At 65.5% G+C, this 22811-nt stretch carries 24 protein-coding genes; 10 read left to right on the forward strand and 14 right to left on the reverse strand.

The window, feature by feature from the left end:
• Positions 1-43: 43 nt before the first annotated feature.
• The 3 genes from B2P87_RS04235 (at position 44) to B2P87_RS04245 (ending at position 2740) form a co-directional block, all read left to right on the forward strand.
• Positions 44-967: a DMT family transporter gene (locus tag B2P87_RS04235; RefSeq protein WP_141890594.1), complete on the forward strand. Its 924-nt coding sequence runs from the start codon at positions 44-46 to the stop codon at positions 965-967.
• Positions 968-1212: 245 nt separating this feature from the next.
• Positions 1213-1878, forward strand: coding sequence for a sulfotransferase family 2 domain-containing protein (locus B2P87_RS04240; protein ID WP_141890593.1), 666 nt, complete (start codon positions 1213-1215; stop codon positions 1876-1878).
• Positions 1879-2059: 181 nt separating this feature from the next.
• Positions 2060-2740 (forward strand): Hint domain-containing protein, encoded by a 681-nt coding sequence (locus tag B2P87_RS04245; RefSeq protein WP_141890592.1) that lies wholly within the window; start codon positions 2060-2062, stop codon positions 2738-2740.
• A 72-nt stretch (positions 2741-2812) separates the two neighbouring features.
• On the opposite strand, the gene B2P87_RS04250 is transcribed toward B2P87_RS04245, so the two are convergent.
• From B2P87_RS04250 to B2P87_RS04290, 9 genes are all read right to left on the reverse strand, one after another.
• The gene (locus tag B2P87_RS04250) at positions 2813-5014 is read right to left on the reverse strand and encodes a 3-hydroxyacyl-CoA dehydrogenase NAD-binding domain-containing protein (protein ID WP_141890591.1); all 2202 of its coding nucleotides are present in this window, start codon (positions 5012-5014) and stop codon (positions 2813-2815) included.
• The gene (locus tag B2P87_RS04255; protein ID WP_141890590.1) at positions 5011-5496 is read right to left on the reverse strand and encodes a cupin domain-containing protein; all 486 of its coding nucleotides are present in this window, start codon (positions 5494-5496) and stop codon (positions 5011-5013) included. Before B2P87_RS04255 ends, B2P87_RS04250 begins: the two co-directional genes overlap by 4 nt.
• The gene (locus B2P87_RS04260; RefSeq protein ID WP_141890589.1) at positions 5496-6707 is read right to left on the reverse strand and encodes an acetyl-CoA C-acetyltransferase; all 1212 of its coding nucleotides are present in this window, start codon (positions 6705-6707) and stop codon (positions 5496-5498) included. The genes B2P87_RS04255 and B2P87_RS04260 overlap by 1 nt, the downstream gene beginning before the upstream one ends.
• A gap of 10 nt (positions 6708-6717) precedes the next feature.
• Positions 6718-7350, reverse strand: a complete 633-nt coding sequence (locus B2P87_RS04265) for a glutathione S-transferase family protein (protein WP_141890588.1) — start codon at positions 7348-7350, stop codon at positions 6718-6720.
• A 278-nt stretch (positions 7351-7628) separates the two neighbouring features.
• A complete protein-coding gene (locus B2P87_RS04270) occupies positions 7629-8777 on the reverse strand; it encodes an acyl-CoA dehydrogenase family protein (RefSeq protein ID WP_141890587.1) in 1149 nt (382 codons plus the stop codon).
• A gap of 26 nt (positions 8778-8803) precedes the next feature.
• The gene (locus tag B2P87_RS04275) at positions 8804-9016 is read right to left on the reverse strand and encodes a hypothetical protein (RefSeq protein ID WP_058287244.1); all 213 of its coding nucleotides are present in this window, start codon (positions 9014-9016) and stop codon (positions 8804-8806) included.
• 73 nt (positions 9017-9089) lie between these two features.
• Positions 9090-10871 carry an acyl-CoA dehydrogenase C-terminal domain-containing protein gene (locus B2P87_RS04280; protein WP_141890586.1) on the reverse strand — a complete coding sequence of 594 codons (1782 nt, stop codon included), beginning with the start codon at positions 10869-10871 and terminating at the stop codon, positions 9090-9092.
• A 74-nt stretch (positions 10872-10945) separates the two neighbouring features.
• Complete coding sequence (locus B2P87_RS04285; protein WP_008553284.1) at positions 10946-11347, reverse strand: MerR family transcriptional regulator; 402 nt, start codon at positions 11345-11347, stop codon at positions 10946-10948.
• Between the two features lie 404 nt (positions 11348-11751).
• On the reverse strand, positions 11752-12120 hold the full coding sequence (locus tag B2P87_RS04290) for a MerR family transcriptional regulator (protein WP_141890585.1): 369 nt from the start codon (positions 12118-12120) through the stop codon (positions 11752-11754).
• A 124-nt stretch (positions 12121-12244) separates the two neighbouring features.
• On the opposite strand from B2P87_RS04290, the gene B2P87_RS04295 reads away from it, so the two are divergent.
• From B2P87_RS04295 to B2P87_RS04305, 3 genes are read left to right on the forward strand one after another with little or no spacing between them, the layout of a single operon-like run.
• Complete coding sequence (locus tag B2P87_RS04295) at positions 12245-12667, forward strand: PaaI family thioesterase (protein WP_008553902.1); 423 nt, start codon at positions 12245-12247, stop codon at positions 12665-12667.
• Entirely contained in the window at positions 12664-13182 is a 519-nt protein-coding gene (locus B2P87_RS04300; RefSeq protein WP_008555702.1) for a PaaI family thioesterase, read from the forward strand. Before B2P87_RS04295 ends, B2P87_RS04300 begins: the two co-directional genes overlap by 4 nt.
• A gap of 4 nt (positions 13183-13186) precedes the next feature.
• On the forward strand, positions 13187-14506 hold the full coding sequence (locus tag B2P87_RS04305; protein WP_141890584.1) for an MATE family efflux transporter: 1320 nt from the start codon (positions 13187-13189) through the stop codon (positions 14504-14506).
• Positions 14507-14617: 111 nt separating this feature from the next.
• On the opposite strand, the gene arsC is transcribed toward B2P87_RS04305, so the two are convergent.
• Genes arsC through B2P87_RS04320 form a run of 3 tightly spaced genes read right to left on the reverse strand, consistent with a single transcriptional unit; the run spans position 14618 to position 16349 of the window.
• The gene (gene arsC, locus B2P87_RS04310) at positions 14618-14959 is read right to left on the reverse strand and encodes an arsenate reductase (glutaredoxin) (RefSeq protein WP_141890583.1); all 342 of its coding nucleotides are present in this window, start codon (positions 14957-14959) and stop codon (positions 14618-14620) included.
• Positions 14956-16014: a quinone-dependent dihydroorotate dehydrogenase gene (locus B2P87_RS04315; RefSeq protein ID WP_141890582.1), complete on the reverse strand. Its 1059-nt coding sequence runs from the start codon at positions 16012-16014 to the stop codon at positions 14956-14958. The genes arsC and B2P87_RS04315 overlap by 4 nt, the downstream gene beginning before the upstream one ends.
• Complete coding sequence (locus tag B2P87_RS04320) at positions 16011-16349, reverse strand: DUF952 domain-containing protein (protein WP_141890581.1); 339 nt, start codon at positions 16347-16349, stop codon at positions 16011-16013. Before B2P87_RS04320 ends, B2P87_RS04315 begins: the two co-directional genes overlap by 4 nt.
• 163 nt (positions 16350-16512) lie before the next feature.
• Between B2P87_RS04320 and B2P87_RS04325 the strand changes: the two genes are divergently transcribed.
• The gene (locus B2P87_RS04325) at positions 16513-18093 is read left to right on the forward strand and encodes a bifunctional metallophosphatase/5'-nucleotidase (RefSeq protein ID WP_141890580.1); all 1581 of its coding nucleotides are present in this window, start codon (positions 16513-16515) and stop codon (positions 18091-18093) included.
• Positions 18094-18255: 162 nt separating this feature from the next.
• Positions 18256-18564, forward strand: coding sequence for a DUF1992 domain-containing protein (locus B2P87_RS04330; RefSeq protein ID WP_141890579.1), 309 nt, complete (start codon positions 18256-18258; stop codon positions 18562-18564).
• 6 nt (positions 18565-18570) lie between these two features.
• Here the strand turns inward: B2P87_RS04330 and B2P87_RS04335 are convergent, their stop codons facing one another.
• Positions 18571-20319 carry a tetratricopeptide repeat-containing sulfotransferase family protein gene (locus tag B2P87_RS04335; RefSeq protein ID WP_141890578.1) on the reverse strand — a complete coding sequence of 583 codons (1749 nt, stop codon included), beginning with the start codon at positions 20317-20319 and terminating at the stop codon, positions 18571-18573.
• Positions 20320-20409: 90 nt separating this feature from the next.
• Here B2P87_RS04335 and B2P87_RS04340 point away from each other — a divergent pair, with 90 nt between their 5' ends.
• The gene (locus tag B2P87_RS04340; RefSeq protein ID WP_141890577.1) at positions 20410-21099 is read left to right on the forward strand and encodes an SOS response-associated peptidase; all 690 of its coding nucleotides are present in this window, start codon (positions 20410-20412) and stop codon (positions 21097-21099) included.
• Between the two features lie 4 nt (positions 21100-21103).
• Here the strand turns inward: B2P87_RS04340 and B2P87_RS04345 are convergent, their stop codons facing one another.
• Positions 21104-21595 carry a MarR family winged helix-turn-helix transcriptional regulator gene (locus B2P87_RS04345; protein ID WP_027244174.1) on the reverse strand — a complete coding sequence of 164 codons (492 nt, stop codon included), beginning with the start codon at positions 21593-21595 and terminating at the stop codon, positions 21104-21106.
• 163 nt (positions 21596-21758) lie between these two features.
• On the opposite strand from B2P87_RS04345, the gene mnmH reads away from it, so the two are divergent.
• Positions 21759-22811, forward strand: coding sequence for a tRNA 2-selenouridine(34) synthase MnmH (gene mnmH, locus B2P87_RS04350; RefSeq protein WP_141890576.1), 1053 nt, complete (start codon positions 21759-21761; stop codon positions 22809-22811).

Consider the following 22811-nt stretch of genomic DNA (forward strand, 5'->3'; position numbering starts at 1 on the left):
TAGGGGACAGATATTGCGGAAAGTTGCGGGCAATGGGAAGGGTATGAAACAAACAGCAACCCTCAGCCATGAAGGCGGCAGCCAGGCCGCTGCTGCCCAGTGCATGCTGGCCGCCATGCTGATTATCGGCATCACAGACAATGCGGTGCCGCTGCTGGCGGAGACCATCGGGCTGGGCCAGTTCTACCTGCTGCGCACATTTGTCGCGCTGCCGTTCCTGTGGATGATGGCGCGCGCCGGGCTGGGCGGGCTCAGCCCCCGGAACTTTGGCGCGGTGCTGCTCAGGGCGGTGCTGGTGGCGGTGTCGATGGTGTTCTACTTCTCCGCGGTGGCGCTGATGCCGATTGCCCAGGCGCTGGCGGGGCTGTTCACCTCGCCGATCCTGATCGTGGTGATCTCCGTGCTGTTCCTGAGGATGCGGATCGGCTGGATCCGGATTGCCGCGGTGCTGTGCGGCTTTGCCGGCGTCCTGATGGTGCTGCAGCCGGACCCGGCCGCCTTTAACTGGCTGATCCTGGTGCCGGTGGCGGGCGGGCTGTTCTATGCGCTCGGCTCCCTGGCGACAGGTCTTTACTGCCAGGGCGAAAGCACGGTGGCGATGCTGTTTGTCTACCTGCTGGTGCAGGGGCTGCTGGGCGCGATGCTGCTGGCGGGGCTGGAGATCTGGCCGCAGGCCGTGCCCGCGGGTGCGGATGGCTTTGTCACCCGCGGCTGGGTCTGGCCGCTGTGGGAGGTTTCGCACTTGATCCTGCTGCAGGGCTGCGCCGCGGTCGCCGGCGTGTTCCTGATCACCAAGGCCTACCAGCTGGGCGAGGCGTCTTATGTCGCGGTCTTTGAATATTCAGTGATGATCGTCGGCCCCGGCGTTGCCTGGGCCTATTGGGGACAGGCGCTGAACATCTGGCAGATGCTGGGGATCGCACTGATCATCACCGCCGGGACCACCATCGCGCTGCGCTCAAGATAAAGGAGAGGGGCGCTGCCCCGCAGGTTAATGCTGGAAGAGGGGCGCTGCCCCGCAGGTTAATGTTAGAAGAGGGGCGCTGCCCCTCTTGGCCCCTCGGGGCCAATTCACCCCGGAGTATTTTCGAAAAGGTGAAAGGGCGGGCCGCGCTGCGCTTTCATCTTTCCCCAAATACTCCCGCCGGAGGCCTGCACCGCAAGGTGCAGATCTGCATTTCCATGTGCGGATCAATATCCTAGGGTCGGCGCATGATCCTGTCGCAAGGCCGCCAATACGTCTTTATTCATATCCCCAAGACCGGCGGCACCGCGCTGGCGCTGGCGCTGGAGGCGCGTGCCATGGCGGATGACATGATGCTGGGCGACACCCCCAAGGCGCTGAAGCGCCGCCGCCGCCTGCAGGGCGCGCAGGCGCGCGGACGGCTGTGGAAGCACTCCACCCTGGCCGATATCGACGGGCTGCTGCCGCAGGAACAGTTGCGCGGCCTGTTTGCTTTCACCCTGGTGCGCAATCCTTGGGACCGGGCGGTGAGCTATTACCACTGGCTGCAGACGCAGAGCTTCGATCATCCCGCCGTCGCCCTGGCGCAAAGCCTGGCGTTCCGCGCCTTCGTGCAGCATCCGCAGACCATCAGCGCCTTCCGGGCCAGCCCGGCGGCCTCCTACATGCGCCATGCCGACGGGACGGAGCAGTGCCAGCTTTATATCCGGCTGGAGCGGTTTCAAACCGATGCCCGGCCGCTGTTTGACCATCTCGGGTTTTCGCTGGAACTGCCCCGGGTCAATGAAAGCGGGCGGCAGCGGGACTGGCGGCCCTATTACGACGCGGCCGCGGCGGAGGCGGTGGCCAAAGCCTGCGCGCAGGATATCGCGCAATTTGAATACTCTTTTAACGATTCTCTCCTATCCCAATGACAGGAAACAGCGCCGGTTCTGCCGGTCCGGGGACCAATCCGGGGGCCGCAGGCAGATTGGCGCAGGGACGTGAACATTGACCGGATTTTACCGCATTTGCGCGCTGTTGCCGCCGCGGGTGAAGGCAGATCCGGAACGGGCCGAACGGGCGCGCTGCCCGGGCCGCAGGAAAGGAACGCGGATGCTGGACTGGCTTCTGAAACGCTCGCAGGTCTCGATGGGACGGGCCATGAACAGCGGGTTTCCCCTGATCCCCGTGGGGCAGGGCGGCTTCCTGGCAGGCACCCATGTGGCCTCCAGCCTGGGCTGGCGCCCGGTGGAGGCGCTGATGGCGGGCGACAAGGTGCTGACCTTCGATCACGGGATGCAGACCATCGTGGAACTGCAGCGCGAAACCATCCTGCCGGGCGAGGGGGAGCTGGAACCGGCCCGCTGCCCGCTGCTGGTGCCGCGTGATGCGCTGATGAACCGGGTGCCCTTGTGGCTGATGCCGGATCAGGGCGTGCTGCTGGAGAGCGAGCTGGTGGAGGACGCCCTGGGTGATCCTTTTGCGGTGGTGCCGGCCTGCGCGCTGGAGGGCTACCGCGGCATCCGCCGGATGCATCCGGGCGCGCAGCTGGATCTGGTCACGCCGCGGTTTGCCCAGGATCAGGTGATCTATCTGGAGGCCGGGATGCTGGGATTTTCCGCGGCCCCGCGCGACCTGATGTGCGGCCGGGTCTATCAGGAGGAAAGCGCCTACAGGGTGCTGCCGCCGGAAGAGGCGCGCGGGCTGGTGCTGTCGCTGATGGCCGAGGATGAGCACTGGACCGCGCCTGGTGCCGCACTGGCCGGGGCGGAGTACCAGCCGACGCTGAGCTGAGCCGCGCCAGATGGATGGAACAGAAAAACGGCCGGGGCAAAACCCCGGCCGTTTTGATTCTCAGATCTGCCGTCAGGCCGCCGCGGATTTTTCCGGGGCGAAACGGGTGTAGAAGCTCTGGCCCTTCTCCGCCATCTCGCGCAGCAGCGCCGGGCAGGAGAAGCGCTCGCCGAACTTCTCCGTCAGGCTGTCGCAGCGATCGGCGGCATAGGGCGTGCCCAGGATGTCGAGCCAGCTGAGCGGCCCGCCCGACCAGGGCGCGAAGCCCCAGGCCAGGATCGCGCCCACGTCACCCTCGCGGATGTCCATCAGCACGCCTTCCTCCAGCGCCCGCACCGCTTCCAGAACCTGCGCGAACATCAGCCGTTCCTGCACCTCGATCAGATCGGGCTGCTCTGCCGCCAGCGGGTATTTCTCCTGCAGGCCCTTCCAGTAACCGGCGCGCTTGCCCTTGTCGTCATACTCGAAGAAGCCGGCATTGGCCTTGCGCCCCAGACGGCCCTGGTCCTCCATCCAGAAGATCAGGTCATCCGCCGGGCTTTTCGGATAGGCATCGCCCATCGCCGCCTTGGTGGCGCGGGCAATCTTGGCGCCCAGATCAATCGAGGTCTCATCGGTCAGCTGCACCGGCCCGACCGGGAAGCCCAGCTGCCGCGCGGCGTTGTCGATCAGCACCGGGCTGACGCCCTCGGTGATCATCCGCATGCCTTCGTTGATGTAGGGGATGATGCAGCGGTTGGCGTAGAAGAAGCGCGCATCGTTGACCACGATCGGCGTCTTGCGGATCTGGCGCACGTAATCCAGCGCCTTGGCCACCGCACGGTCGCCGGTTTCCTTGCCCTTGATGATCTCCACCAGGAACATCTTCTCGACCGGCGAGAAGAAGTGGATGCCGATGAACTGCTCCGGACGGCTGGAGGCCTTGGCCAGCTCGGTGATCGGCAGGGTAGAGGTGTTGGAGGCAAAGATGCAGTCTTCGGGGATAACCGCCTCGACCTTTTGGGTCATCTCGGCCTTGACGCCCGGATCCTCGAACACCGCCTCGATGATCAGGTCGCAGCCCTTCAGAGCGTCCAGGTCCGGAGTCGCGGTGATCTGCGCCAGCAGCGCCTCTTTCTTCTCCTGGGTCGCCTTGCCGCGCTTGATGCCGGCGTCCATGTAGGCCGCGGAATAGGCCTTGCCCTTGTCGGCGGCGTCCTGGTCGCGGTCGATCAGCACCACTTCCATGCCGGCCTGGGCCGAGACCAGCGCGATGCCTGCGCCCATCATGCCGGCACCCAGCACGCCGATCTTCTTCACCGACTGGTCCGGCACGCCGGCGGGCCGCACCGCGCCTTTTTCCAGCGCCTGCTTGTTCAGGAACAGGCTGCGGATCATCGCCGAGGACGACGGGTTCATCAGCACATTGGTGAACCAGCGCGCTTCGATCTTCAGCGCGGTATCGAAATCGACCAGCGCGCCCTCATAGATCGACGACAGCAGCGCCTTGGCCGCCGGGAAGGCGCCCTGGGTCTTGCCATGCACCATCGCGGAGGCGCCAACAAAGGTCATGAAGCCAGCGGGGTGATAGGGCGCACCGCCCGGCATCTTGTAGCCCTTGGCGTCCCAAGGCTTGACCAGGTCGGCATCCTTGGCGTTCAGCACCCATTCCTTGGCCGCGGCCAGCGGATCCTCAGACACCGCGTCGATCAGCTGCGCGCCCTTGGCCTTCTTCGGGTCCATCATCTTGCCTTCCAGCAGCACCGGCGCCGCTGCCATCGCGCCCACCATGCGGGAGTACCGCGTGGTGCCGCCGCCGCCGGGGAAGATGCCGATCATGATTTCCGGCAGGCCAATCTTGGCCTTCGGGTTGTCGGTCATCACCCGGTGGTGGCAGGCCAGCGCAATCTCGGTGCCGATACCGGCGCAGGTGCCGTTGATCGCACAGGCCACCGGCTTGCCGCCCTTCTTGGTCTTGGGGTCCATGCCCGCCAGCTCCAGCTTGCGCAGGATGCGGTGGCCGCTCATGGTGAAGTCGAACAGGCCCTGGGCCGGGTTCTCGCCCGACTCCTCGCGGATGGTGGCCAGCACGTTCAGGTCCATGCCGCCGGCAAAGTCCTTCTTGCCGCTGGTGATCACGATGCCCTTCACGGCCTCGTCTGCCAGCGCCCGGTCCACGTATTCCTCAACCAGGCCAAAGGCCTCGCGGGTGAGGACGTTCATGGACTTGCCTTCGGCGTCCCAGGTGATGATTGCGACGCCGTCTGCGTCCACGTTGTATTTGAAATCGCTCATGTATCTTCTCCAGTCTGGTCAGCCGTCAGCGGGCTGCCGTCCTTACGGGTGAAGGTGAACTGCCCTCCGGCAAATTTCACCATCATGTCCATATCGCTGTAATAGCCGGTCTCGGTCGAAGTGCGGGTCCCTACCACCAGAAACGCCGCGGGCTTGTCCGAACGGTTCACCAGGTGGTGGCCGTTCGCCTCGCCCGCCGGAAAGGCGGCGCAATCGCCGGGCTGCATTTCATGCGCACCCTGATCGTCGATCAGGGTGCAGATGCCCTCGGTCACCATCACGAACTCGTCCTGCTCCATGTGGTAATGGCGCAGCGACGACATCGCGCCCGGCTCCAGCCGCACGATGTTGACGCCGAACTGGCTGAGCCCGCCCGGATCCCCCAGCGGCTGGACGCTGCGGCCCTTGCAGGCCTCCGCCAGCTTGCCGGGGTAACCCGATCCGGTCCGCCAGGGCAGTTGGGATAGGTCCAGCTTCGGCATCAGACCCGCTCGATGATCGTTGCGGCGCCCATGCCCGAAGCGATGCACAGGGTGGCGAGGCCGGTTTGCTTGTCCTGACGCTCCAGTTCATCCAGCAGGGTGCCGATGATGATCGCGCCGGTGGCGCCCAGCGGGTGGCCCATGGCGATGGAGCCGCCGTTGACGTTGACCAGCTCCGGATCGACGTCAAACGCCTGCTGGAAGCGCAGCACGACCGAGGCGAAGGCCTCGTTCACCTCAAACAGGTCGATGTCGCCGATCTGCATGCCGTTGTCGGCCAGGATCTTTTCGGTCACCGGCACCGGGCCGGTCAGCATGATGGTCGGATCGGTGCCGATCTTGGCGGTCGCCTTGATCCGCGCGCGCGGCTTCAGGCCGTGCTTCTCGCCGAACGCCTTGTTGCCGATCAGCAGCGCCGCAGCGCCATCCACGATGCCGGAGGAGTTGCCCGCATGGTGGATATGGTTGATCCGCTCCAGATGCGGGTATTTCAGCATGGCGACCTTATCAAAGCCCGGCATCTGCTCGCCCATCATCTGGAACGCGGGGTTCAGCGAGCCGAGCGTCTGCATGTCGGTGCCGGGGCGCATGTATTCGTCATGGCTCAGGATCGGCAGGCCGTTCTGGTCCTTGACGGTGATCACCGACTTCTCGAACCGCTTCTCTTCCCACGCTTTGGCGGCACGGCGCTGCGATTCCATCGCCAATGCGTCCGCCTGATCGCGGGTAAAGCCGTATTCGGTTGCGATGATGTCGGCGGAGATGCCCTGCGGCACGAAATAGGTTTCCATCGCGAGGCTCGGATCAACCGCAATTGCCGCGCCGTCGCTGCCCATGGCCACCCGGCCCATCATCTCCACGCCGCCAGCGATATAGGCATCGCCCGCGCCGCCCTTCACCTGGTTCGCCGCCAGGTTCACCGCTTCCATGCCGGAGGCGCAGAAACGGTTGATGGCGAGGCCCGGGATGCGCTCATCCAGGTCCGAGGCCAGAACCGCCGAGCGCGCCAGGCAGCCGCCCTGTTCCATCACCTGGGTCACGTTGCCCCAGATCACGTCCTCGACCGCGTGGCCTTCCAGGTTGTTGCGCTCCTTGATCGCGTTCAGCGTCAGGGCGGACAGGCGGACCGAGGTCACCTCATGCAAGGAGCCGTCCTTGCGTCCCTTGCCGCGCGGGGTGCGCAGCGCGTCATAGATATATGCGTCTGTCATCGTGCTCTCCTCAGGCCCGGTCCGACGGGTTGCCGGGCATCAAGTCATAGGGGTGTTTCCAGCCGGGCAGGGCGCTGATGCGGTCCAGCCAGGCGTCGATATGGGGCCAATCGGCCCGGTCGAAGCCAAATGGCTCCGGGTAAAGCAGGTAGCCGCAGCAGGTCAGATCGGCGTTGGTGAGACCATCGGCCACGATCCACTCGCGGCCCTGCAAATGGGTGTTCAGGGTGCTGAAGGCAGCCTTCAGCCTTCCTTGCATGAAGGTGATCACCTCCTGCGGGCGCTTGTCCTCGGGGATGAAATTCATCAGGAAACGGGTCATGCCAGCCTGGCTGGACAGTTTGTGGTTGTCCCACAGGATCCAGCGCAGGACTTCGTACTTGTCCTCCGGGCGGCCTGCGAACTTGCCGGTCTTGTCGCTGATATACTGCTGGATCACCCCGGACTGCGACAGCCGCACATCACCGTCCACCAGCACCGGCGCCTCCGCCATCACGTTGAGGCCGCGGTAGTCGTCGCTGCGGTGCGCGCCGCCGAAGAAATCGACAAACACCGGCTCCCAGGCCAGGCCCGACAGCTCCAGCGCCAGCGCCGCCTTATAGGAATGGCCGCTTTCGCCGAAGCAATGCAGTTTGAGTGTCATATGTTGCTCCCTGTGTCTGCTGGCGGAGCGGGGGTTTCACACCCCCGCACCCCGGTGGAGTATTTTTGGAAAGATGATGGGGCGTTAACCTGCGTCCTTGCGCGGCGTGCTACCTTGGTCCTGCGGCACAGGCTGGAGAGCCGATGGCCGTGAAAGGTGAAGACGTCCCTGCCCATTTGGCGAAGGCTTGGGGGCAGGGACACTGCCCTTGCTTCATCTTTCCCCAAATACTCACATTCCATCATCGGCCTCCCGCGGTGCCGCCGCGGCCCCTGCGGTTACAGCGACCGCGCAATCAGCTCCTTCATGATCTCATTGGTGCCGCCGTAGATCCGCTGCACCCGGGCGTCAGCCCACATCTCGCCCACGGCGTATTCCTGCATATAGCCGTAGCCGCCGTGCAGCTGCAGGCATTCGTCCAGCACTTCGCCCTGGGTGTCGGTGATCCAGTATTTCGCCATGGCCGCCTTCTCGACGCTCAAGCGGCCCTCCAGGTGCTCGGCAATGCACTCATCCAGGAAAGCGCGTGCGACCTTGGTCTTGGTCAGGCATTCGGCCAGCTTGAAGCGGGTGTTCTGGAATTGCAGGATCGGGCCGCCAAAGGCCTCGCGTTCCTTGCAGTAGGCCACGGTGCGCTCCACCGCGCCTTCCATCGCGCCGACCGCGCCGCAGGCGATGATCAGCCGCTCCTGCGGCAGCTGCTGCATCATCTGGTAGAAGCCCTGGCCCTCGGCGCCGCCGAGGATGTTTTCCGGCGGGATCTCCACATCGCTGAAGAACAGCTCCGAGGTGTCCGCCGCATGGCAGCCGATCTTGTCGAGGTTGCGGCCGCGGCTGAAGCCCGCGGCGCCGTCGGTTTCCACCGCCACCAGCGAGACGCCCTTGGCGCCCGCGGCCGGGTCGGTCTTGGCCGCCACCAGGATCAGGTTGGCGTGCTGGCCGTTGGTGATGAAGGTCTTTTGCCCGGACAGCCGGTAGGCGTTGCCGTCCTTCACCGCCTTGGTCTTGATCGCCTGCACGTCGGAGCCGGTCGAAGGCTCGGTCATCGCCAGCGCGCCGACCAGCTCGCCGGTCACCATCTTCGGCAGCCAGCGCTGTTTCTGCTCTTCGGTGCCGTAGGCCAGGATGTAATGCGCCACGATGCCCGAATGGATGCCGTGGCCCCAGCTGGCCAGATTGGCGCGGCTGCCTTCCATCAGGATCACCGCCTCATGGCCGAAATCGCCGCCCGCGCCGCCGTAGGCCTCGGGCACCGATGGGCACAGCAGGCCCAGCTCGCCGGCCTCTTGCCAGGTCCCGCGGTCCATCATGCCCTGCTTGCGCCAGGTCTCGAATTTGGGCGCCCATTCATTGGTGATGAACTGGGCCGTCATTTCGGCAAGCATCTGGTGCTCTTCCGTCATCCATGCGGACTGCGTGGTGGTCATTTCTCTCCCCTTGGCCGTGTTCGGGCCTACTTCTTGCGCGCCTCCAGCTCGGCGTTGAACAGCCGCAGCCGGTGGGTCAGGTTTTCTTGGTCTGTCACACTGTCGAAATGCTCGAACAGGAATGACAGCGCTTCTCCCTCGTCCAGCCCCGCCTCCCGGGCAAATTTCCTGAGCTTGCGGTAGCCGTCCTCGGTCATCGCGACGGGGAAGCGGCGGGTCAGGCGGAAGCGTTTCGGCATATGCGGGTCCTTTGCATGTCAAGGCACCGGCCGGGGCTGTATCGGGCGCCCCGCGATGGGGCGCCCTCAGGCGTCAGAAGGCGTCTGCGTCCAGCGCCATCACTGTCTCCGCGCCGCTTTCGATGCGGGCCAGGTGCAGTTTGGTCGCGGGCAGCCGCCGTGCCATATAGTACCGGCCGGTTGCGAGTTTCGTCTCATAGAACGCCGCGTCACCGGCCCCCGCGTCAAGCGCTTCCTGCGCCGCCTTGCCCATCCGGGCCCACATCAGGCCCAGGCACACGTGGCCGAACAGGTGCATGAAGTCATAAGAACCCGCCAGCGCCTGATTGGGGTCCTTCATGCCGCTTTGCATGAAGAACATGCCGGCCGCCTGCAGATCCTTGGAGGCCGCCTGCAGGGGCTTGATGAAGTCCTTGGTGAAATCTTCCGAGACGTCTTTGTTCTCCTGGCAGAAGCTCTTCACCATGTCGAAGAACGCCAGAACGTATTTGCCGCCGTGCTGGCCCAGCTTGCGGCCCACCAGGTCCAGCGCCTGCACGCCGTTTGCGCCCTCGTAGATCATCGCGATGCGGGCGTCGCGGGTGTATTGCGACATGCCCCATTCCTCGATGTAGCCATGGCCGCCATAGACCTGCTGCGCCTGCACGGTCATGTCATAGCCCTGGTCGGTCAGGAAGCCCTTGATCACCGGCGTCATCAGCGAGATCAGGCCGTCGGCATCCTTGTCGCCGGCGCGGTGTGCCTGGTCGATCAGGGTGGCGCCCCACAGCAGGAACGCGCGCGCGCCTTCGGCAAAGCTTTTCTGATCCATCAGCGAGCGGCGGATGTCGGGGTGCACGATCAGCGGATCGGCCGGGCCGTCCGGGTTCTTGGCACCGGTCACGTCGCGGCCCTGCAGACGGTCCTTGGCGTATTCCAGCGCGTTCTGATAGGCGGCCTCGGCCTGCGCCAGGCCCTGCATGCCGACGCCCACACGCGCCTCGTTCATCATGGTGAACATGGCGCGCATGCCCTTGTGCTCTTCGCCCAAGAGCCAGCCCACCGCACCGTCATAGTTCATCACGCAGGTGGAGTTGCCGTGGATGCCCATCTTCTCTTCGATCTTGCCGACCGAAACGCCGTTGCGCTCACCCAGGGAGCCGTCCTCGTTCACCAGGAACTTCGGCACGATGAACAGGGACACACCCTTGATGCCCTCGGGGCCGCCGGGGATCTTGGCCAGCACCAGGTGCACGATGTTTTCCGCCATGTCGTGATCGCCGGAGGAGATGAAGATCTTCTGGCCGGAGATGCGGAAGCTGCCGTCATCCTGCGGTTCCGCCTTGGTGCGCATCAGGCCCAGGTCGGTGCCGCAATGCGGTTCAGTCAGGTTCATGGTGCCGGTCCACTGGCAGCTGACCATATTCGGCAGATAAGTTGCCTTCTGCTCGTCGGTGCCATGCGCCAGGATCGCCGAGGCCGCGCCATGGGTCAGGCCCTGGTACATGGTGAAGGCCTGGTTGGCGGCCGAGAAGAACTCGCCCACCGCGGTGCCGATCACATAAGGCATGTTCTGGCCGCCGAACTCTTCCGGCATGTCGATGCCCGGCCAGCCGCCTTCCTTGACCTGCTCAAAGGCGTCCTTGAACCCTTTGGGGGTGTAGACCACCCCGTTTTCCAGGCGGCAGCCTTCCTGATCGCCCACCACGTTCAGCGGGTGCAGCACTTCGCTGGCGATCTTGCCTGCTTCCTCCAGCACGGCGCCGGTGAAATCCGGCTCCAGTTCGGGGTAGCCGGGGATATCCTGGGCTGAGACCTTCAGGACATCATGCAGAATAAACTGGGCGTCTTTTGCGGGGGCTGTATAAGAAGGCATTAGGGTCCTCTTCGGGGGTCTTGTTGGACTTGATCAGGTGCCGGGCAGGCCGGCAGACGGGGCAGGGCGGCTGCTTATTCGGCAGCCTTTTTCTGGGCCCGCATTGAGGCGATCATCTTTTCACCCCAGGCGAGCTGGTCTTTCAGATCCTCGATGGCCTCGGTCAGCTCCTCGCGCTGGCGCTCCATGTCGTCGAGCCGGTCCTTGGCAATCTCGAATGTCTTGGTCAGCTGAGTCACCTGCTGGTCGCCGACATGGTACAGGTCCAGCAGCTGGCGGATTTCCTCCAGGCTGAACCCGAACCGCTTGCCGCGCAGAATCAGCTTCAGGCGGGCCCGGTCGCGCTTGGTGAACAGCCGCTTCTGGCCGTCGCGGATCGGGAACAGCAGTTCCTTGGCTTCGTAGAACCGCAGGGTGCGGGGCGTCACGTCAAAGGCCTCGCACATCTCGCGGATGGTCATGGTTTCTTCGGTCATCGTCGTCACTCTTACGGCTTGGTGCAGCACCAAGCTGGTCGCAGTTCGCGTTTCGATCAAGACTGACTTTACGTTTACGTAAGTTGTACGTTGCGTCACTTTGAGCGCGGCAGTAGTTCGCAAAACGAACATAATGTGACGTAACGTAGCGCTCGGGGGAAGGGGCATCAGGCCGCGTCCCCCGGCGGCCGGCAGGGCGGAAGGGGCGAATCTGCTGATCCGGATTCCCGCAAGCCGCGGGCGGCACCGCGCGGCACACCGGGCCGCCCCGCCAGGAGAGTGGCAGGGCTGCACCCGCGCGCAGGCGCGTGGCGGCTGAAAAATTTTCAAGAATTTGCAGGCGGCTGGCAGGTTTGCTGCGCCCTGCCAGACAGTGCAGCGCCAGTGCGCCGGCGCCGCGGGGGCTACTTCAGCAGTGCCTTGGTGCTGGCGCGCAGGGCGCTCAGCTCTTCAATGGCTTCGTTGATCTGTTCGCGCTGCTTTTCCAGCTCCGCCAGCTGGCGGTCGGCCATTTCCATAAAGGCGTGGTTCTGGGCGTCGTTGCCCTCTTCCTCATAGATCAGCAGCCACTGGCGGATCTCTTCCAGCTGAAAACCGAACTTGCGCCCGCGCAGGATCAGCTTCATCCGGGCACGCTCCCGCGCACCGTAATAGCGCGAGCGGCCCTCGCGGTCCGGCTGCAGCAATTCGATGTATTCATAATAGCGCAGCGTCCGCGGTGTCACGTCGAACTCAGCGCACATTTCCTTGAATGACAATTTGTTGTCGGTCATCCGTCTTCTCCCTTGGCGGGAACCTATGCACTTGCAGCGAACAGTGCAACCTCCGTGGCGGCACACTTGCGCTTTCGCCGGGCCGCAGCCAAAGATAGGGCAGAGATTTCAAAGGGACAGCCCCATGGCCGACAAGACCCAGCTCGCACGCCAGTTCATCGAAGCCATTCCCCATGCCAAGCAACTGGGCATGAAGCTGACGGAGATCGGCGACGGCACCGCAGAGATCCGGATGGCCTATGACGAAAAGCTGATCGGCGACCCGGCGACCGGGGTGATTCACGGCGGCGCGGTCTCAGCCCTGATGGACACATGCTGCGGCGCGGCGGTGATGAGCCACCCCTCGGCCCCCGGCGGCACCGCCACCATCGACCTGCGCATCGACTACATGCGGCCCGCCACGCCGGGCCAGGCAATCACCACCCGCGCCACCTGCCACCACATCACCCGCTCCGTCGCCTTTGTCCGCGCCGTGGCGATGGATGAGGACGCGGACCGTCCCGTGGCCACCGCCGCAGGCGCCTTTACCGTGGAGAAGAAGTTTTGAGCCGCCCCCGTCCCGAACCGATCCAGGTGGTCAAGCAGCGCCGCGATGCCGCGCTGTCGGCACTGGTGGATTCGGTGCCCTACATCCGCTTTCTGAACGTGACCTTCGACCGCCGCGGCGATGAGCTGACGGCGCAGCTGAACTTCGAGGACAAGCTGATCGGCAACCCGTTTCTGCCGGCCATCCACGGCGGCGTGACCGCGGCGTTCCTGGAGATCACGGCGATGATCACGCTCAACTGGTCGTTTCTGTGGCCGCGCATCGAATCCGGCGATCTGGACCCGGCCGAGATGGCCAAGGGCAACCTGCCGCGCCAGCCCAAGACCATCGACTTCACCGTCGACTACCTGCGCTCCGGCCTGCCGCGCGATGCCTATGCCCGCGCCCGGGTGAACCGTTCGGGGCGCCGCTATGCCTCGGTGCATGTGGAGGCCTGGCAGGACCACAAGGACAAGCTGTTTGCCCAGGCCACCGGCCATTTCCTGATGCCGCAGGACGCAAGCGGCGAAGGCTGATTTCATGACTAGCGCCGACACCGGGATCACCCACGCCCGGGTGCTCAGGATCGCCTTGCCGATTGTCCTGTCCAATGCCACCGTGCCCATCCTGGGCGCGGTTGACACCGGCGTGGTCGGCCAGATGGGGCAGGCCGCACCGATCGGCGCCGTCGGCATCGGCGCGGCGATCCTGGCGGCGGTGTACTGGATCTTCGGCTTCCTGCGCATGGGCACCACCGGCATGGCCGCTCAGGCGCGCGGGGCCGGGGACTGGGCCGAAACCGGAGCCCTGCTGATGCGCGGGCTGCTTCTGGGTTTTGCCGCAGGGGCTGTCTTTGTCATTACCCAAGCGGGCGTGTTCTGGGGCGCCTTTGCGCTGGCGCCTGCCAGTCCCGAGGTCGAAAGCCTGGCCCGCGCCTATCTGGAAATCCGCATCTGGGGCGCGCCCGCCACCATTGCGCTTTATGCCGTGACCGGCTGGCTGATCGCGGTGGAGCGCACCCGCGGCGTGTTTCTGCTGCAGGTCTGGATGAACGGGCTGAACATCGTGCTGGACCTGTGGTTCGTGCTGGGCTTCGGCTGGGGCGTCGAAGGAGTGGCCCTGGCCACGCTGATTGCCGAATGGACCGGGCTGGCGCTGGGGCTGTACCTGTGCCGCGATGCCTTTGCGGGCGAGCAGTGGCGCGACTGGGCGCGGGTGTTTGACGCGGCGCGGCTCAAGCGGATGGTGCAGGTGAATGGCGACATCATGGTGCGCTCGGTGCTGCTGACGGGGTCTTTCACTACTTTCCTGTTCATCAGCTCCGGCGTCGGCGACGTGAACCTGGCCGCCAACCAGATCCTGCTGCAGTTCCTGTCGGTCACTGCCTTTGCGCTCGACGGCTTTGCCTTTGCCGCCGAAGCCCTGGTGGGCGGGGCGGTCGGCGCCCGCGCCCGCGCCCGGCTGCGCCGGGCAGCGGTGATTGCCGCGCAATGGAGCACTGGCGGCGCGCTGCTGCTGGGGGCGGGGTTTGCCTTGGCCGGGCCTGCGGTGATCGACCTGATGGCCACCGCGCCCGAGGTGCGCGACGCGGGCCGTGCCTATTTGCTATGGGTGGTGCTGGCGCCGGTGCTGAGTGTTGCGAGCTACATGTTTGACGGCATCTATATCGGCGCCACCTGGACCCGCGAGATGCGCCGGGCGATGGTGCAGGCGGTCGGCGTCTACGTGCTGGCGCTGCTGGTGCTGGTGCCGGTGTTCGGCAATCACGGGCTTTGGGCGTCGCTGATGGTGCTGAACATCGCCCGCGGAGTGACCCTGGGCCTGCGCTATCCGCGGCTGGAGGCCCAGGTGGAGGCCTGAGCCGCCCGGAATTCCGCGGGAATTCCGGCCCGTTTTCCGGCGCGGAAAACAGGCGCTCCGCGCCAAAAAATCCTCGCAGGATTTTTGGCCGTTTCCCGCGCCGGGAAACGGTTACAGCAGCGCCTCAACCGCCTCGGTGGGCCGCCCGATCACAGCCTGGCCGTCCTTGATCGCAATCGGCCGCTCGATCAGGACCGGATGCGCGGCCATCGCCGCCAGCAGATCTTCCTCGGCGCTGTCCTTGCTCAGGCCCAGGTCCTTGAAGACCTTCTCGCCCGTCCGCATCATCTGAACCGCAGAAACGCCAAGCGCCGCCTGCACCGCCTTGATCTCCGCGACCGAAGGCGCATCCTGCAGGTAGAGCCGCACCTGCACGTCAGCGCCGCGTTCTTCCAGCAGCGCCAGACCTGCGCGGGATTTCGAACAGCGGGGGTTATGCCAGTAGGTGATCACAGCCAGTCCTTCCGTTTTGTTCCAACCGCTTGCGCCACATTGTCAAACCCGTCGCGGGCCAGCAATTCATCCAGACCGCGGGCAATGTCACCGGCCAGCGACAGCCCGCCATAGACCATGGCAGTGTAGAACTGCACGGCGCTGGCCCCGGCGCAGATCTTGGCATAGGCCTGCTCCGCGGTGCTGATGCCGCCGACACCGACCAGCGGCACGGTGCCGTCCAGAAGCTCCGACAGCTGCGCCAGAACCCGGGTGGATTTCTCAAACAGCGGCGCGCCGGACAACCCGCCGGCCTCATCCCTGTGGGCGCTGTGCAAACCGTCGCGCGACAGGGTGGTGTTGGTGGCAATCACCGCGTCGATGCCGGTTTCCACGGCGACGGCGGCGATGTCCTCGATCCCTGCACGGTCCAGATCCGGGGCGATCTTCAGGAACACCGGCACCCGTCGGCTGAGGCTGTTGCGGGTTTCAATGACGCCCGCCAGCAGCGCCGACAGTGCCGCCTTGCCCTGCAGGTCGCGCAGCTTCTCGGTGTTCGGGGAGGACACGTTGACCGTGGCGAAATCCAGATGCGCGCCGCAATGGGCCAGCACCTTGGCAAAATCCGCAGCGCGGTCGGCGCTGTCCTTGTTGGCGCCGAGGTTCAGCCCGATGACCGCATCGCTGGGCCGCTGCGACAGGCGCATGCCGATCGCCTCCATGCCCTCGTTGTTGAAGCCGAAACGGTTGATTGCCGCCTTGTCTTCGGTCAGGCGGAACAGGCGCGGCTTGGGGTTGCCGGGCTGCGGGCGCGGGGTGGCGGCGCCAACCTCGATGAAGCCAAAGCCGGACCTCGCCAGCGGCGCCAGCGCCTCGGCGTTCTTGTCATATCCTGCGGCGAGGCCCACCGGGTTCGGCAGCTCGATCCCCGCCAGCGTGGTCCTGAGCCGGGCAGAGGTGACCGGGCCGGGGGCCGGGGCCAGACCCATGGTCAGCGCCTTGATCGACAGCCCGTGCGCGGCCTCCGGATCAATCCGGTGCATTGCCGCCAGGGCCAGCTTCTCCGTCAGCTTCATGCCATCTCCTCGGGGAACTGATGCACGCCTTCCGCCAGCGGCAGCGGCTTGGCCCAGACCACATCGCTCATGCGGATATTGCGGTAAAGATGCGGGAACTCGGCGCCGCCGCGTGACACTTCCCATTTCAAATCGCCGCCCATCGCTTCCGCATCGCAGGCCAACAGGGTCAGCCCCTCGGCGCCGGCAAAGTGCTTGGCCGCGGTTTCCGCCGCCTGGGTGGCGGTGGAGAAATGGACGTAGCCGTCCGCAACATCAATCGGCGCGCCGGGCGTTTCGCCCTCGGCCTGCAGCGCGGCCCATTCGTCCGCCCGGAAAATCTTGTAAATCAGCATGAGCGCCTGATGCCCTGCGATTGCAGCGGAATCAAGGGGGATTGGAGGCGGGGCGGCTGGTCACGCTGACGCAAGGGGAGGCGGCAGGCCGGCTTTTCCCCTTTGACCGGCGCGGGCTTTGGGCGCAGGCTCTCTCTAAAACAGAACAACGGGAGCGCTCCTCATGATTGCACGCATTCTCACGTCGGTTGCAGCCCTGGCCCTGACCGCCGGTGCAGCGGCGGCCGAGTACAGGCTGACCATCCTGCACACCAACGACTTTCATTCGCGGTTTGAGCCGATCAACAAATACGACAGCACCTGCGATGCCGAGGATCAGGCCGAGGGGAAGTGTTTCGGCGGCACCGCGCGGCTGGTGACAGCGATTGCGGACGCGCGGGCGCGGGCGGAGAATGCGATCCTTGTCGATGGCGGCGACCAGTTCCAGGGCTCGTTGTTCTATACCTATTACAAGGGCAAGGCCGCGGCGGAGTTCATGACCAAGCTGGGCTATGACGGGATGACCGTCGGCAACCATGAATTCGACGACGGGCCGGAGGTTCTGCGCGGCTTCATGGATGCGGTGGGGTTTCCGGTGCTGATGTCCAATGCGGATGTGTCCGCGGAACCGGCGCTGGCGGATGTGCTGAAGAAATCCACCGTGATCGAGCGCGGCGGCGAGAAGATCGGCCTGATCGGCCTGACACCGGAGGACACGCATGAACTGGCAAGCCCCGGCAAGAACGTGCAGTTCTCCGACCCCGTGGCGGCGGTGCAGGCGGAGGTGGACCGGCTGACCGCCGACGGGGTGAACAAGATCGTGGTCCTCAGCCACTCCGGCTATGGCGTCGACCAGCGGGTGGCGGCGGAGACCACAGGGGTGGATGTGATCGTGGGCGGGCATTCGAACACCTATCTGTCCAACACCTCGGACAAGGCTGTTGGACCGTATCCGACCGTGGTGAACGGGGTGCAGATCGTGCAGGCCTATGCCTATGGCAAGTTCCTGGGCGAGCTGAACGTGACCTTCGACGACGCGGGCAATGTGATCCGCGCGGACGGCGAGCCCCTGATTATGGATGCCGCCGTCAGTGAAGATGCGGCCACGCTGGACCGGATCGCGGAACTGGCGCAGCCGCTGGACGAGATCCGCAACAAGGTGGTTGCTGAAGCGGCGGAACCCATCGACGGCAGCCGCGATGTCTGCCGCGTGCAGGAGTGCCAGATGGGCAATCTGGTGGCCGATGCGATGCTGGACCGGGTCAAAGATCAGGGCGTGACCATTGCCATCGCGAACTCCGGCGGCATCCGGGCCAGCCTGGATGCGGGCGAAGTCACGATGGGCGAGGTGCTGACCATCCTGCCGTTCCAGAACACGCTGTCGACCTTTGAGATTGACGGCAAGACGCTGGTCGAGGCGCTGGAGAACGGTGTCAGCCAGGTGGAGGACGTCAAGGGCCGCTTCCCGCAGGTGGCGGGGCTGACATTCAGCTGGGATGCTTCTGTGGCTCCGAACGCGGGCCGGGTCAAGGAGGTGCTGGTGGCGGAGGGCGCGGGTTTTGTGCCGATTGATCCGGCCAAGACCTATGTGGTGGTGACCAACGACTACGTCCGCAACGGCGGCGACGGCTATGCGATGTTCGAAGGCGACGACAAGAACGCCTATGACTTCGGCCCCGACCTGGCGGATGTGCTGGCGGAGTATCTGGCGGCGCAAGGCCCCTATACTCCCTATACCGACGGGCGGATTGCGCTGGTGAAATAGGCCGCGGCGCATAGGTCCGGACCGGACCCAATGTTTCGCGCGCGAAACATTCGGGCAGGAGGGCTGCCGCATTAATTTTAGCGACTGGTAACCTTCGCCGGCCCTTCGTTAACGGGCTGGCGGGGGCTTTCGCACGGTCAGAACGCGTGGCAGAATACGGCCATGGACCACCCGCTGATCGACCTCATCAATGCCCGGATCGAAGCCGCCGAGAAGGACGGCGCCTTTTATAATCTGCAGGGCGCGGGCAAGCCGCTGCCGCAATGCGACGACCCGGAGAATGCGCTGGTCAACCGGCTGGTGCGTGAGAGCGGCGGGGTGCCGGAGTTCGTCAGCCTGTCGCGCGAGTTGCAGCGCTTGCGGGCGGAGCTGCAGGAGACCGGCGACCGCAGCCGCCGGCAGGAGATCCTGAAAGAGATGTCGATGATGGATGCGCGGATTGAGATCGCGCGCAAGGCCTACACCAAGTAGCCGCCGTTACCCTTTGATTTCCGGCCAGATTTCCGGATCCAGCCCGCCAATGAAGGGCGCCAGGACATCGGCGTATTTCTCCCATTTGCCGATCGAGCGGGTGTGCGCAGTCTGCCTTACCTGGGTGTTCGACAGCGTCAGAACCTGGCCCTCGTGCCGTTCCGGGTGGGCCATGTCCTCGACCCACTCCAGTCCGCAGAAGTCCGCGAGCTTGCGGCTTTCGCCCTCGATATCAGACACGAAGTCTTCGTAGCGCAGGTCATAGATCCGGCCCGGCATCACCTGCCGCCAGTGCTGCATCAGCCGGCCATAGAGGTTGAAGCGGTGCGCCATGGCCTTCAAATCATAGGCATAGGTGAGCGAGCTGCCGGAGAAATAGCCGCGCCAGATCGACAGCGCCACGTCGCGCGGGTCGCGGCAAAGATGAACAAACCGTGCATCCGGGTAGGCGGTGCCAAGGTGGCCCAGCAGACGGTAATTGTCGGGCATCTTATCGACATAGGCCGCCGTGCCTTCGGGCATATCGGGCAGGCGGCTGATGTCCTCGGCCACGAAATTGCGGGCGGCCTCGGGCGTGAAGTCCTGATCCCTGTCCAGATAGGGATACAGCAGGAAGGCCGGCACGCCGCGTTCGCCCAGCGGGAACACATCGGGGTGCAGGCCGATCACGGTTTCCGTGAGGGTGGTGCCGGAGCGCGGCATCCCCACCACATAGATCGGGCGCGGGCCGTCCGGCGCGGTGTCCACCGGGGTGACCGCCTCCGGGAAGGCGGCCATGATGCGGGTGAACTGGCGCTCGCTTTCCTCGTAGTCATAGGGCGTCTGGGCGGCCATGCAGGCGTTCGCCTCGTCGTTATGGGCGGCGAAGGCCTCCTTGTCGCCGGCCTGATCGGCAATACGGGCGAGGGCGAAACTGGCGTTGGCGCGGTCGAGGGAGCGGGGCGCGGCGGATTTCAGTGCCTTCTGCGCGATGGGGAGCAGCTCCACGTTCTGCTCGCGGCTGCTGATGCGGGCCAGCATCTCCAGCACCTGGGTGTCCTTGGGGTCCAGTTCCAGCAATGCCAGGCAGTGTTCGCGCGCGGCGGCGGTTGCGCCGTTGGAAATCAGCTGGCTGGCTAGGCGCCGGCGCGCCTCCACGTTCTGGGGGGCCACGGCAACCGCTTTTTGGGCGGCCTCGGTGGCCTCGTCCTGGCGCATCAGCCGGGCGAGCAGCAGGCTGGCGTTCTGCAACGCGTCGGCGTCGTTGGGGTTCACCTTGAGCGCGGCCTGATAGTCCGCCAGCGTCGCCTTTTCATCGCCCAGCGTGTTCCAAGCGGTGGCGCGCAGCCGCAGCATCCGCGGCTGGCGCGGGTCGCGGGCCAGCGCGGCGGTGGCGGTTTCGATCGCGGCCTCGGCGTCGTTCATCACCAGATGCGCCTGCGCCTGCAGATAGAGTGCCGCCTGATCGCCGGGCTGGTCCTTCAGCACCCGCTCCAGCAGCTTCATTGCCGGTTCGCCCTGCTGCAGGAACAAAAGCGTCTGCGCCAGGTTCTTGCGGGCGTCGTGAAAGCCGGGGGCCAGCGCCAGCGCCTTTTTGAAATAGGGCACGGCATCGCGGTGCTTGCCCAGGCCGGACAGGGAGATGCCGGCGATATTGGGGAAATCCGGGTGGCTCTTGTGCCGTTTCATGCCGCCCTTGGACTGCTTCAGCGCCTGTTTGAACTTGCCCTGGTTGAGAAAACCCAAGGCGGACTGGAGATCGTTCTGGAGAGTCATGAGGCCTATCTATCATCCTGTCAGGGCGGCTGAAAATCCTGCGCCGCGGGAGGCTTTGCAAATGCGCCGCAGCCTGGGTTAGAAATCAGCATGTGCGGACGATTTGCCATAACCCTGCCCAGTGATGCAATGGCGCAGCTGTTTGCGGCGCAGCCTGCCAACGATCTGCCGAAGGTGCCGAACTTCAACGTCTGCCCGACCAATCCGGTGCATGCGGTGCAGGCGGGCGAGGGCGGGCGGCAGCTGGTTGCCATGCGCTGGGGGTTCCTGCCGCATTGGTACAAGACGCATACCGCCGGGCCGCTGCTGATCAACGCGCGGGCAGAGACGATTGCGCAAAAGCCTGCCTTTGCCGCCGCAGCCCGCGAACGGCGCTGCCTGATCCCGGCCAGCGGCTTTTACGAATGGACCAAGGCGGAGGGCGGCGCCCGGCTGCCCTGGTACATCCATCGCAGCGATGGCGCACCGATCGCCTTTGCCGCCGTCTGGCAGAGCTGGGGCGCGGACGATCCGGTCAAGACCTGCGCCATTGTCACCACCGCCGCCAACCAGGGGCTGTCGGCGATCCACCACCGGATGCCGCTGATCCTGGAGCCGGAGGACTGGGGCAAATGGCTGGGCGAGGAGGGCCATGGCGCCGCGGCGCTGATGCAGCCAGGGGCGGAGGGCGTGCTGGACTATCACCGGGTTGATCCGGCGGTGAACTCCAACCGGGCTGAGGGGCCGGAGCTGATCGAGCCGTTTGAGGCGGGCGATACCCCGCGCGGCCGCCTGATCTGAGCGCTTATTCGGCGGCCTGGCTGCTGGGCAGGTCGCGCTGCGGCGCCCGGCTCAGCTCATTGGCGGCAAGCGTTGCCTTGCGCAGCAGGGCCACGAAGGTCTCCTGCTCCGCCGCGGTGAGGCCGGTGAAAATCGCGGGCTGGGCGGCCCGGACCACCGGCAGGATCCGCTCCAGCAGCGCCTCGCCGTCGCGGGTCAGGCTGACCTCGCGGGCGCGGCGGTCGGCAGCGGACACCCGGCGTGCCACCAGCCCCTTGTCCACCAGCCGGTCCACCACCTTGCCCAGCGTCGCGCGGTCATAGGCGATGAGGCCCGCGACAGAGGCCTGGTCGATGCCCGGATGGCGGCGGATGGCGGCCATGGCGGAAAACTGCACCGGGGTCAGGTCGATGCCTTCGGCCGCCATCCGCTCCATGAACTGGGCGACGGAGATCTGGTGCAGCCGCCGGATCAGGTGGCCGGGCAGCGCGTGAATGTCCAAAGGGTCGGTGTCCATCGGTCCTGGTCCTTGCCGCTGTGGCGCCGCGGGGCTTCTGCCCGGGCCGGTCTGTTCGCTCCGTTTTGCCTTACTGCCCTGTGCGCAGTGCGCGCAAGTATTATTGCCGCAGGCCGGCCGTTTGCGGCTTTTCCTTGCGCATGGGGCGCGGTAGGCATGGGCCATGGCGCTGACATTCACATCCCTGCGAGAGTTTTATGCCCACGGGTTCGACACGGTGATCGACGTGCGCAGCCCGGCGGAATATGCCGAGGACCACGTGCCGGGCGCGATCAATCTGCCGGTGCTGGACAACGAGGAACGGGCAGAGGTCGGCACCATCTATGTGCAGGACAGCCCTTTCAAGGCGCGCAAGCTGGGGGCGGCGCTGGTGTTCCGCAATGCCGCAAACCACATCGAGCAGAGCCTGAGCCACCACGAGGGCAGCTGGAAACCCCTGGTCTATTGCTGGCGCGGCGGCCAGCGGTCGGGGTCGTTCACCTGGATGCTGCAGCAGATCGGCTGGCGCGCCGAGGTGGTGCAGGGCGGCTATCAGAGCTACCGCCGGCTGGTGAATGCGGCGCTCTATCAGACCGCGCTGCCGCACCGGCTGGTGGCGCTGGACGGCTATACCGGATCGGCCAAGACCGAGGTGCTGAAACGCGCAGGACAACTGGGCGTGCAGGTGCTGGATCTTGAGGGGCTGGCCAATCACCGCGGCTCGCTCTTGGGAGACATGCCGACGCCGCAGCCCTCGCAGAAAGGCTTTGAATCCGCCTTGGCAGGCGCGCTGATGAAACTGGACCCGGCCCGGCCGGTGCTGGTGGAGGCGGAGTCGAGCAAGATCGGCCAGCGGATCATTCCGCCCGCGGTCTGGGATGCGATGAAGCAGGCCCCCAGGATCGAACTGCAGGTGCCGGTGGCGGCACGCTGCCGCTATCTGGTTGAGGCCTACGACGACATCCTGTCGGACGCGGACCGGCTGCGCGAGAAACTGGGGCCGCTGCGTGCCCACCGCTCCGGCGCGGTGGTGGATGGCTGGTTCGCCAGCATCGAGGCCGGGGACAAGGCTGGCCTGACCGAAGCGCTGATGGTGGAGCATTACGATCCCGCCTACCGCAAATCCCGGACCGCGATCGGGGCGGAGGTTGCGGCGACGGTGGAAGCGAATGCGCTGGATGATGCGGGGCTGAATGCGGCTGCCGCGCAGGTGGCTGAGGTCATGTCTGGTCTTTGA

Source organism: Leisingera sp. UBA4491, from assembly GCF_002388965.1.
Classification (GTDB): domain Bacteria; phylum Pseudomonadota; class Alphaproteobacteria; order Rhodobacterales; family Rhodobacteraceae; genus Leisingera; species Leisingera aquaemixtae.

What these genes read in the sequence shown, in the direction of transcription:
- B2P87_RS04325 (WP_141890580.1), top strand. Translation starts at nt 16,513, where the DNA reads ATGATTGCACGCATTCTCACGTCGGTTGCAGCCCTGGCCCTGACCGCC.
- B2P87_RS04245 (WP_141890592.1), top strand. Translation starts at nt 2,060, where the DNA reads ATGCTGGACTGGCTTCTGAAACGCTCGCAGGTCTCGATGGGACGGGCC.
- B2P87_RS04335 (WP_141890578.1), bottom strand. Translation starts at nt 20,319, where the DNA reads ATGACTCTCCAGAACGATCTCCAGTCCGCCTTGGGTTTTCTCAACCAG.
- B2P87_RS04330 (WP_141890579.1), top strand. Translation starts at nt 18,256, where the DNA reads ATGGACCACCCGCTGATCGACCTCATCAATGCCCGGATCGAAGCCGCC.
- B2P87_RS04280 (WP_141890586.1), bottom strand. Translation starts at nt 10,871, where the DNA reads ATGCCTTCTTATACAGCCCCCGCAAAAGACGCCCAGTTTATTCTGCAT.
- B2P87_RS04340 (WP_141890577.1), top strand. Translation starts at nt 20,410, where the DNA reads ATGTGCGGACGATTTGCCATAACCCTGCCCAGTGATGCAATGGCGCAG.
- B2P87_RS04315 (WP_141890582.1), bottom strand. Translation starts at nt 16,014, where the DNA reads ATGAAGCTGACGGAGAAGCTGGCCCTGGCGGCAATGCACCGGATTGAT.
- B2P87_RS04345 (WP_027244174.1), bottom strand. Translation starts at nt 21,595, where the DNA reads ATGGACACCGACCCTTTGGACATTCACGCGCTGCCCGGCCACCTGATC.
- B2P87_RS04250 (WP_141890591.1), bottom strand. Translation starts at nt 5,014, where the DNA reads ATGAGCGATTTCAAATACAACGTGGACGCAGACGGCGTCGCAATCATC.
- B2P87_RS04240 (WP_141890593.1), top strand. Translation starts at nt 1,213, where the DNA reads ATGATCCTGTCGCAAGGCCGCCAATACGTCTTTATTCATATCCCCAAG.
- B2P87_RS04270 (WP_141890587.1), bottom strand. Translation starts at nt 8,777, where the DNA reads ATGACCACCACGCAGTCCGCATGGATGACGGAAGAGCACCAGATGCTT.
- B2P87_RS04320 (WP_141890581.1), bottom strand. Translation starts at nt 16,349, where the DNA reads ATGCTGATTTACAAGATTTTCCGGGCGGACGAATGGGCCGCGCTGCAG.
- B2P87_RS04285 (WP_008553284.1), bottom strand. Translation starts at nt 11,347, where the DNA reads ATGACCGAAGAAACCATGACCATCCGCGAGATGTGCGAGGCCTTTGAC.
- B2P87_RS04305 (WP_141890584.1), top strand. Translation starts at nt 13,187, where the DNA reads ATGACTAGCGCCGACACCGGGATCACCCACGCCCGGGTGCTCAGGATC.
- mnmH (WP_141890576.1), top strand. Translation starts at nt 21,759, where the DNA reads ATGGCGCTGACATTCACATCCCTGCGAGAGTTTTATGCCCACGGGTTC.
- B2P87_RS04290 (WP_141890585.1), bottom strand. Translation starts at nt 12,120, where the DNA reads ATGACCGACAACAAATTGTCATTCAAGGAAATGTGCGCTGAGTTCGAC.
- B2P87_RS04295 (WP_008553902.1), top strand. Translation starts at nt 12,245, where the DNA reads ATGGCCGACAAGACCCAGCTCGCACGCCAGTTCATCGAAGCCATTCCC.
- B2P87_RS04275 (WP_058287244.1), bottom strand. Translation starts at nt 9,016, where the DNA reads ATGCCGAAACGCTTCCGCCTGACCCGCCGCTTCCCCGTCGCGATGACC.
- B2P87_RS04265 (WP_141890588.1), bottom strand. Translation starts at nt 7,350, where the DNA reads ATGACACTCAAACTGCATTGCTTCGGCGAAAGCGGCCATTCCTATAAG.
- B2P87_RS04235 (WP_141890594.1), top strand. Translation starts at nt 44, where the DNA reads ATGAAACAAACAGCAACCCTCAGCCATGAAGGCGGCAGCCAGGCCGCT.
- B2P87_RS04255 (WP_141890590.1), bottom strand. Translation starts at nt 5,496, where the DNA reads ATGCCGAAGCTGGACCTATCCCAACTGCCCTGGCGGACCGGATCGGGT.
- B2P87_RS04260 (WP_141890589.1), bottom strand. Translation starts at nt 6,707, where the DNA reads ATGACAGACGCATATATCTATGACGCGCTGCGCACCCCGCGCGGCAAG.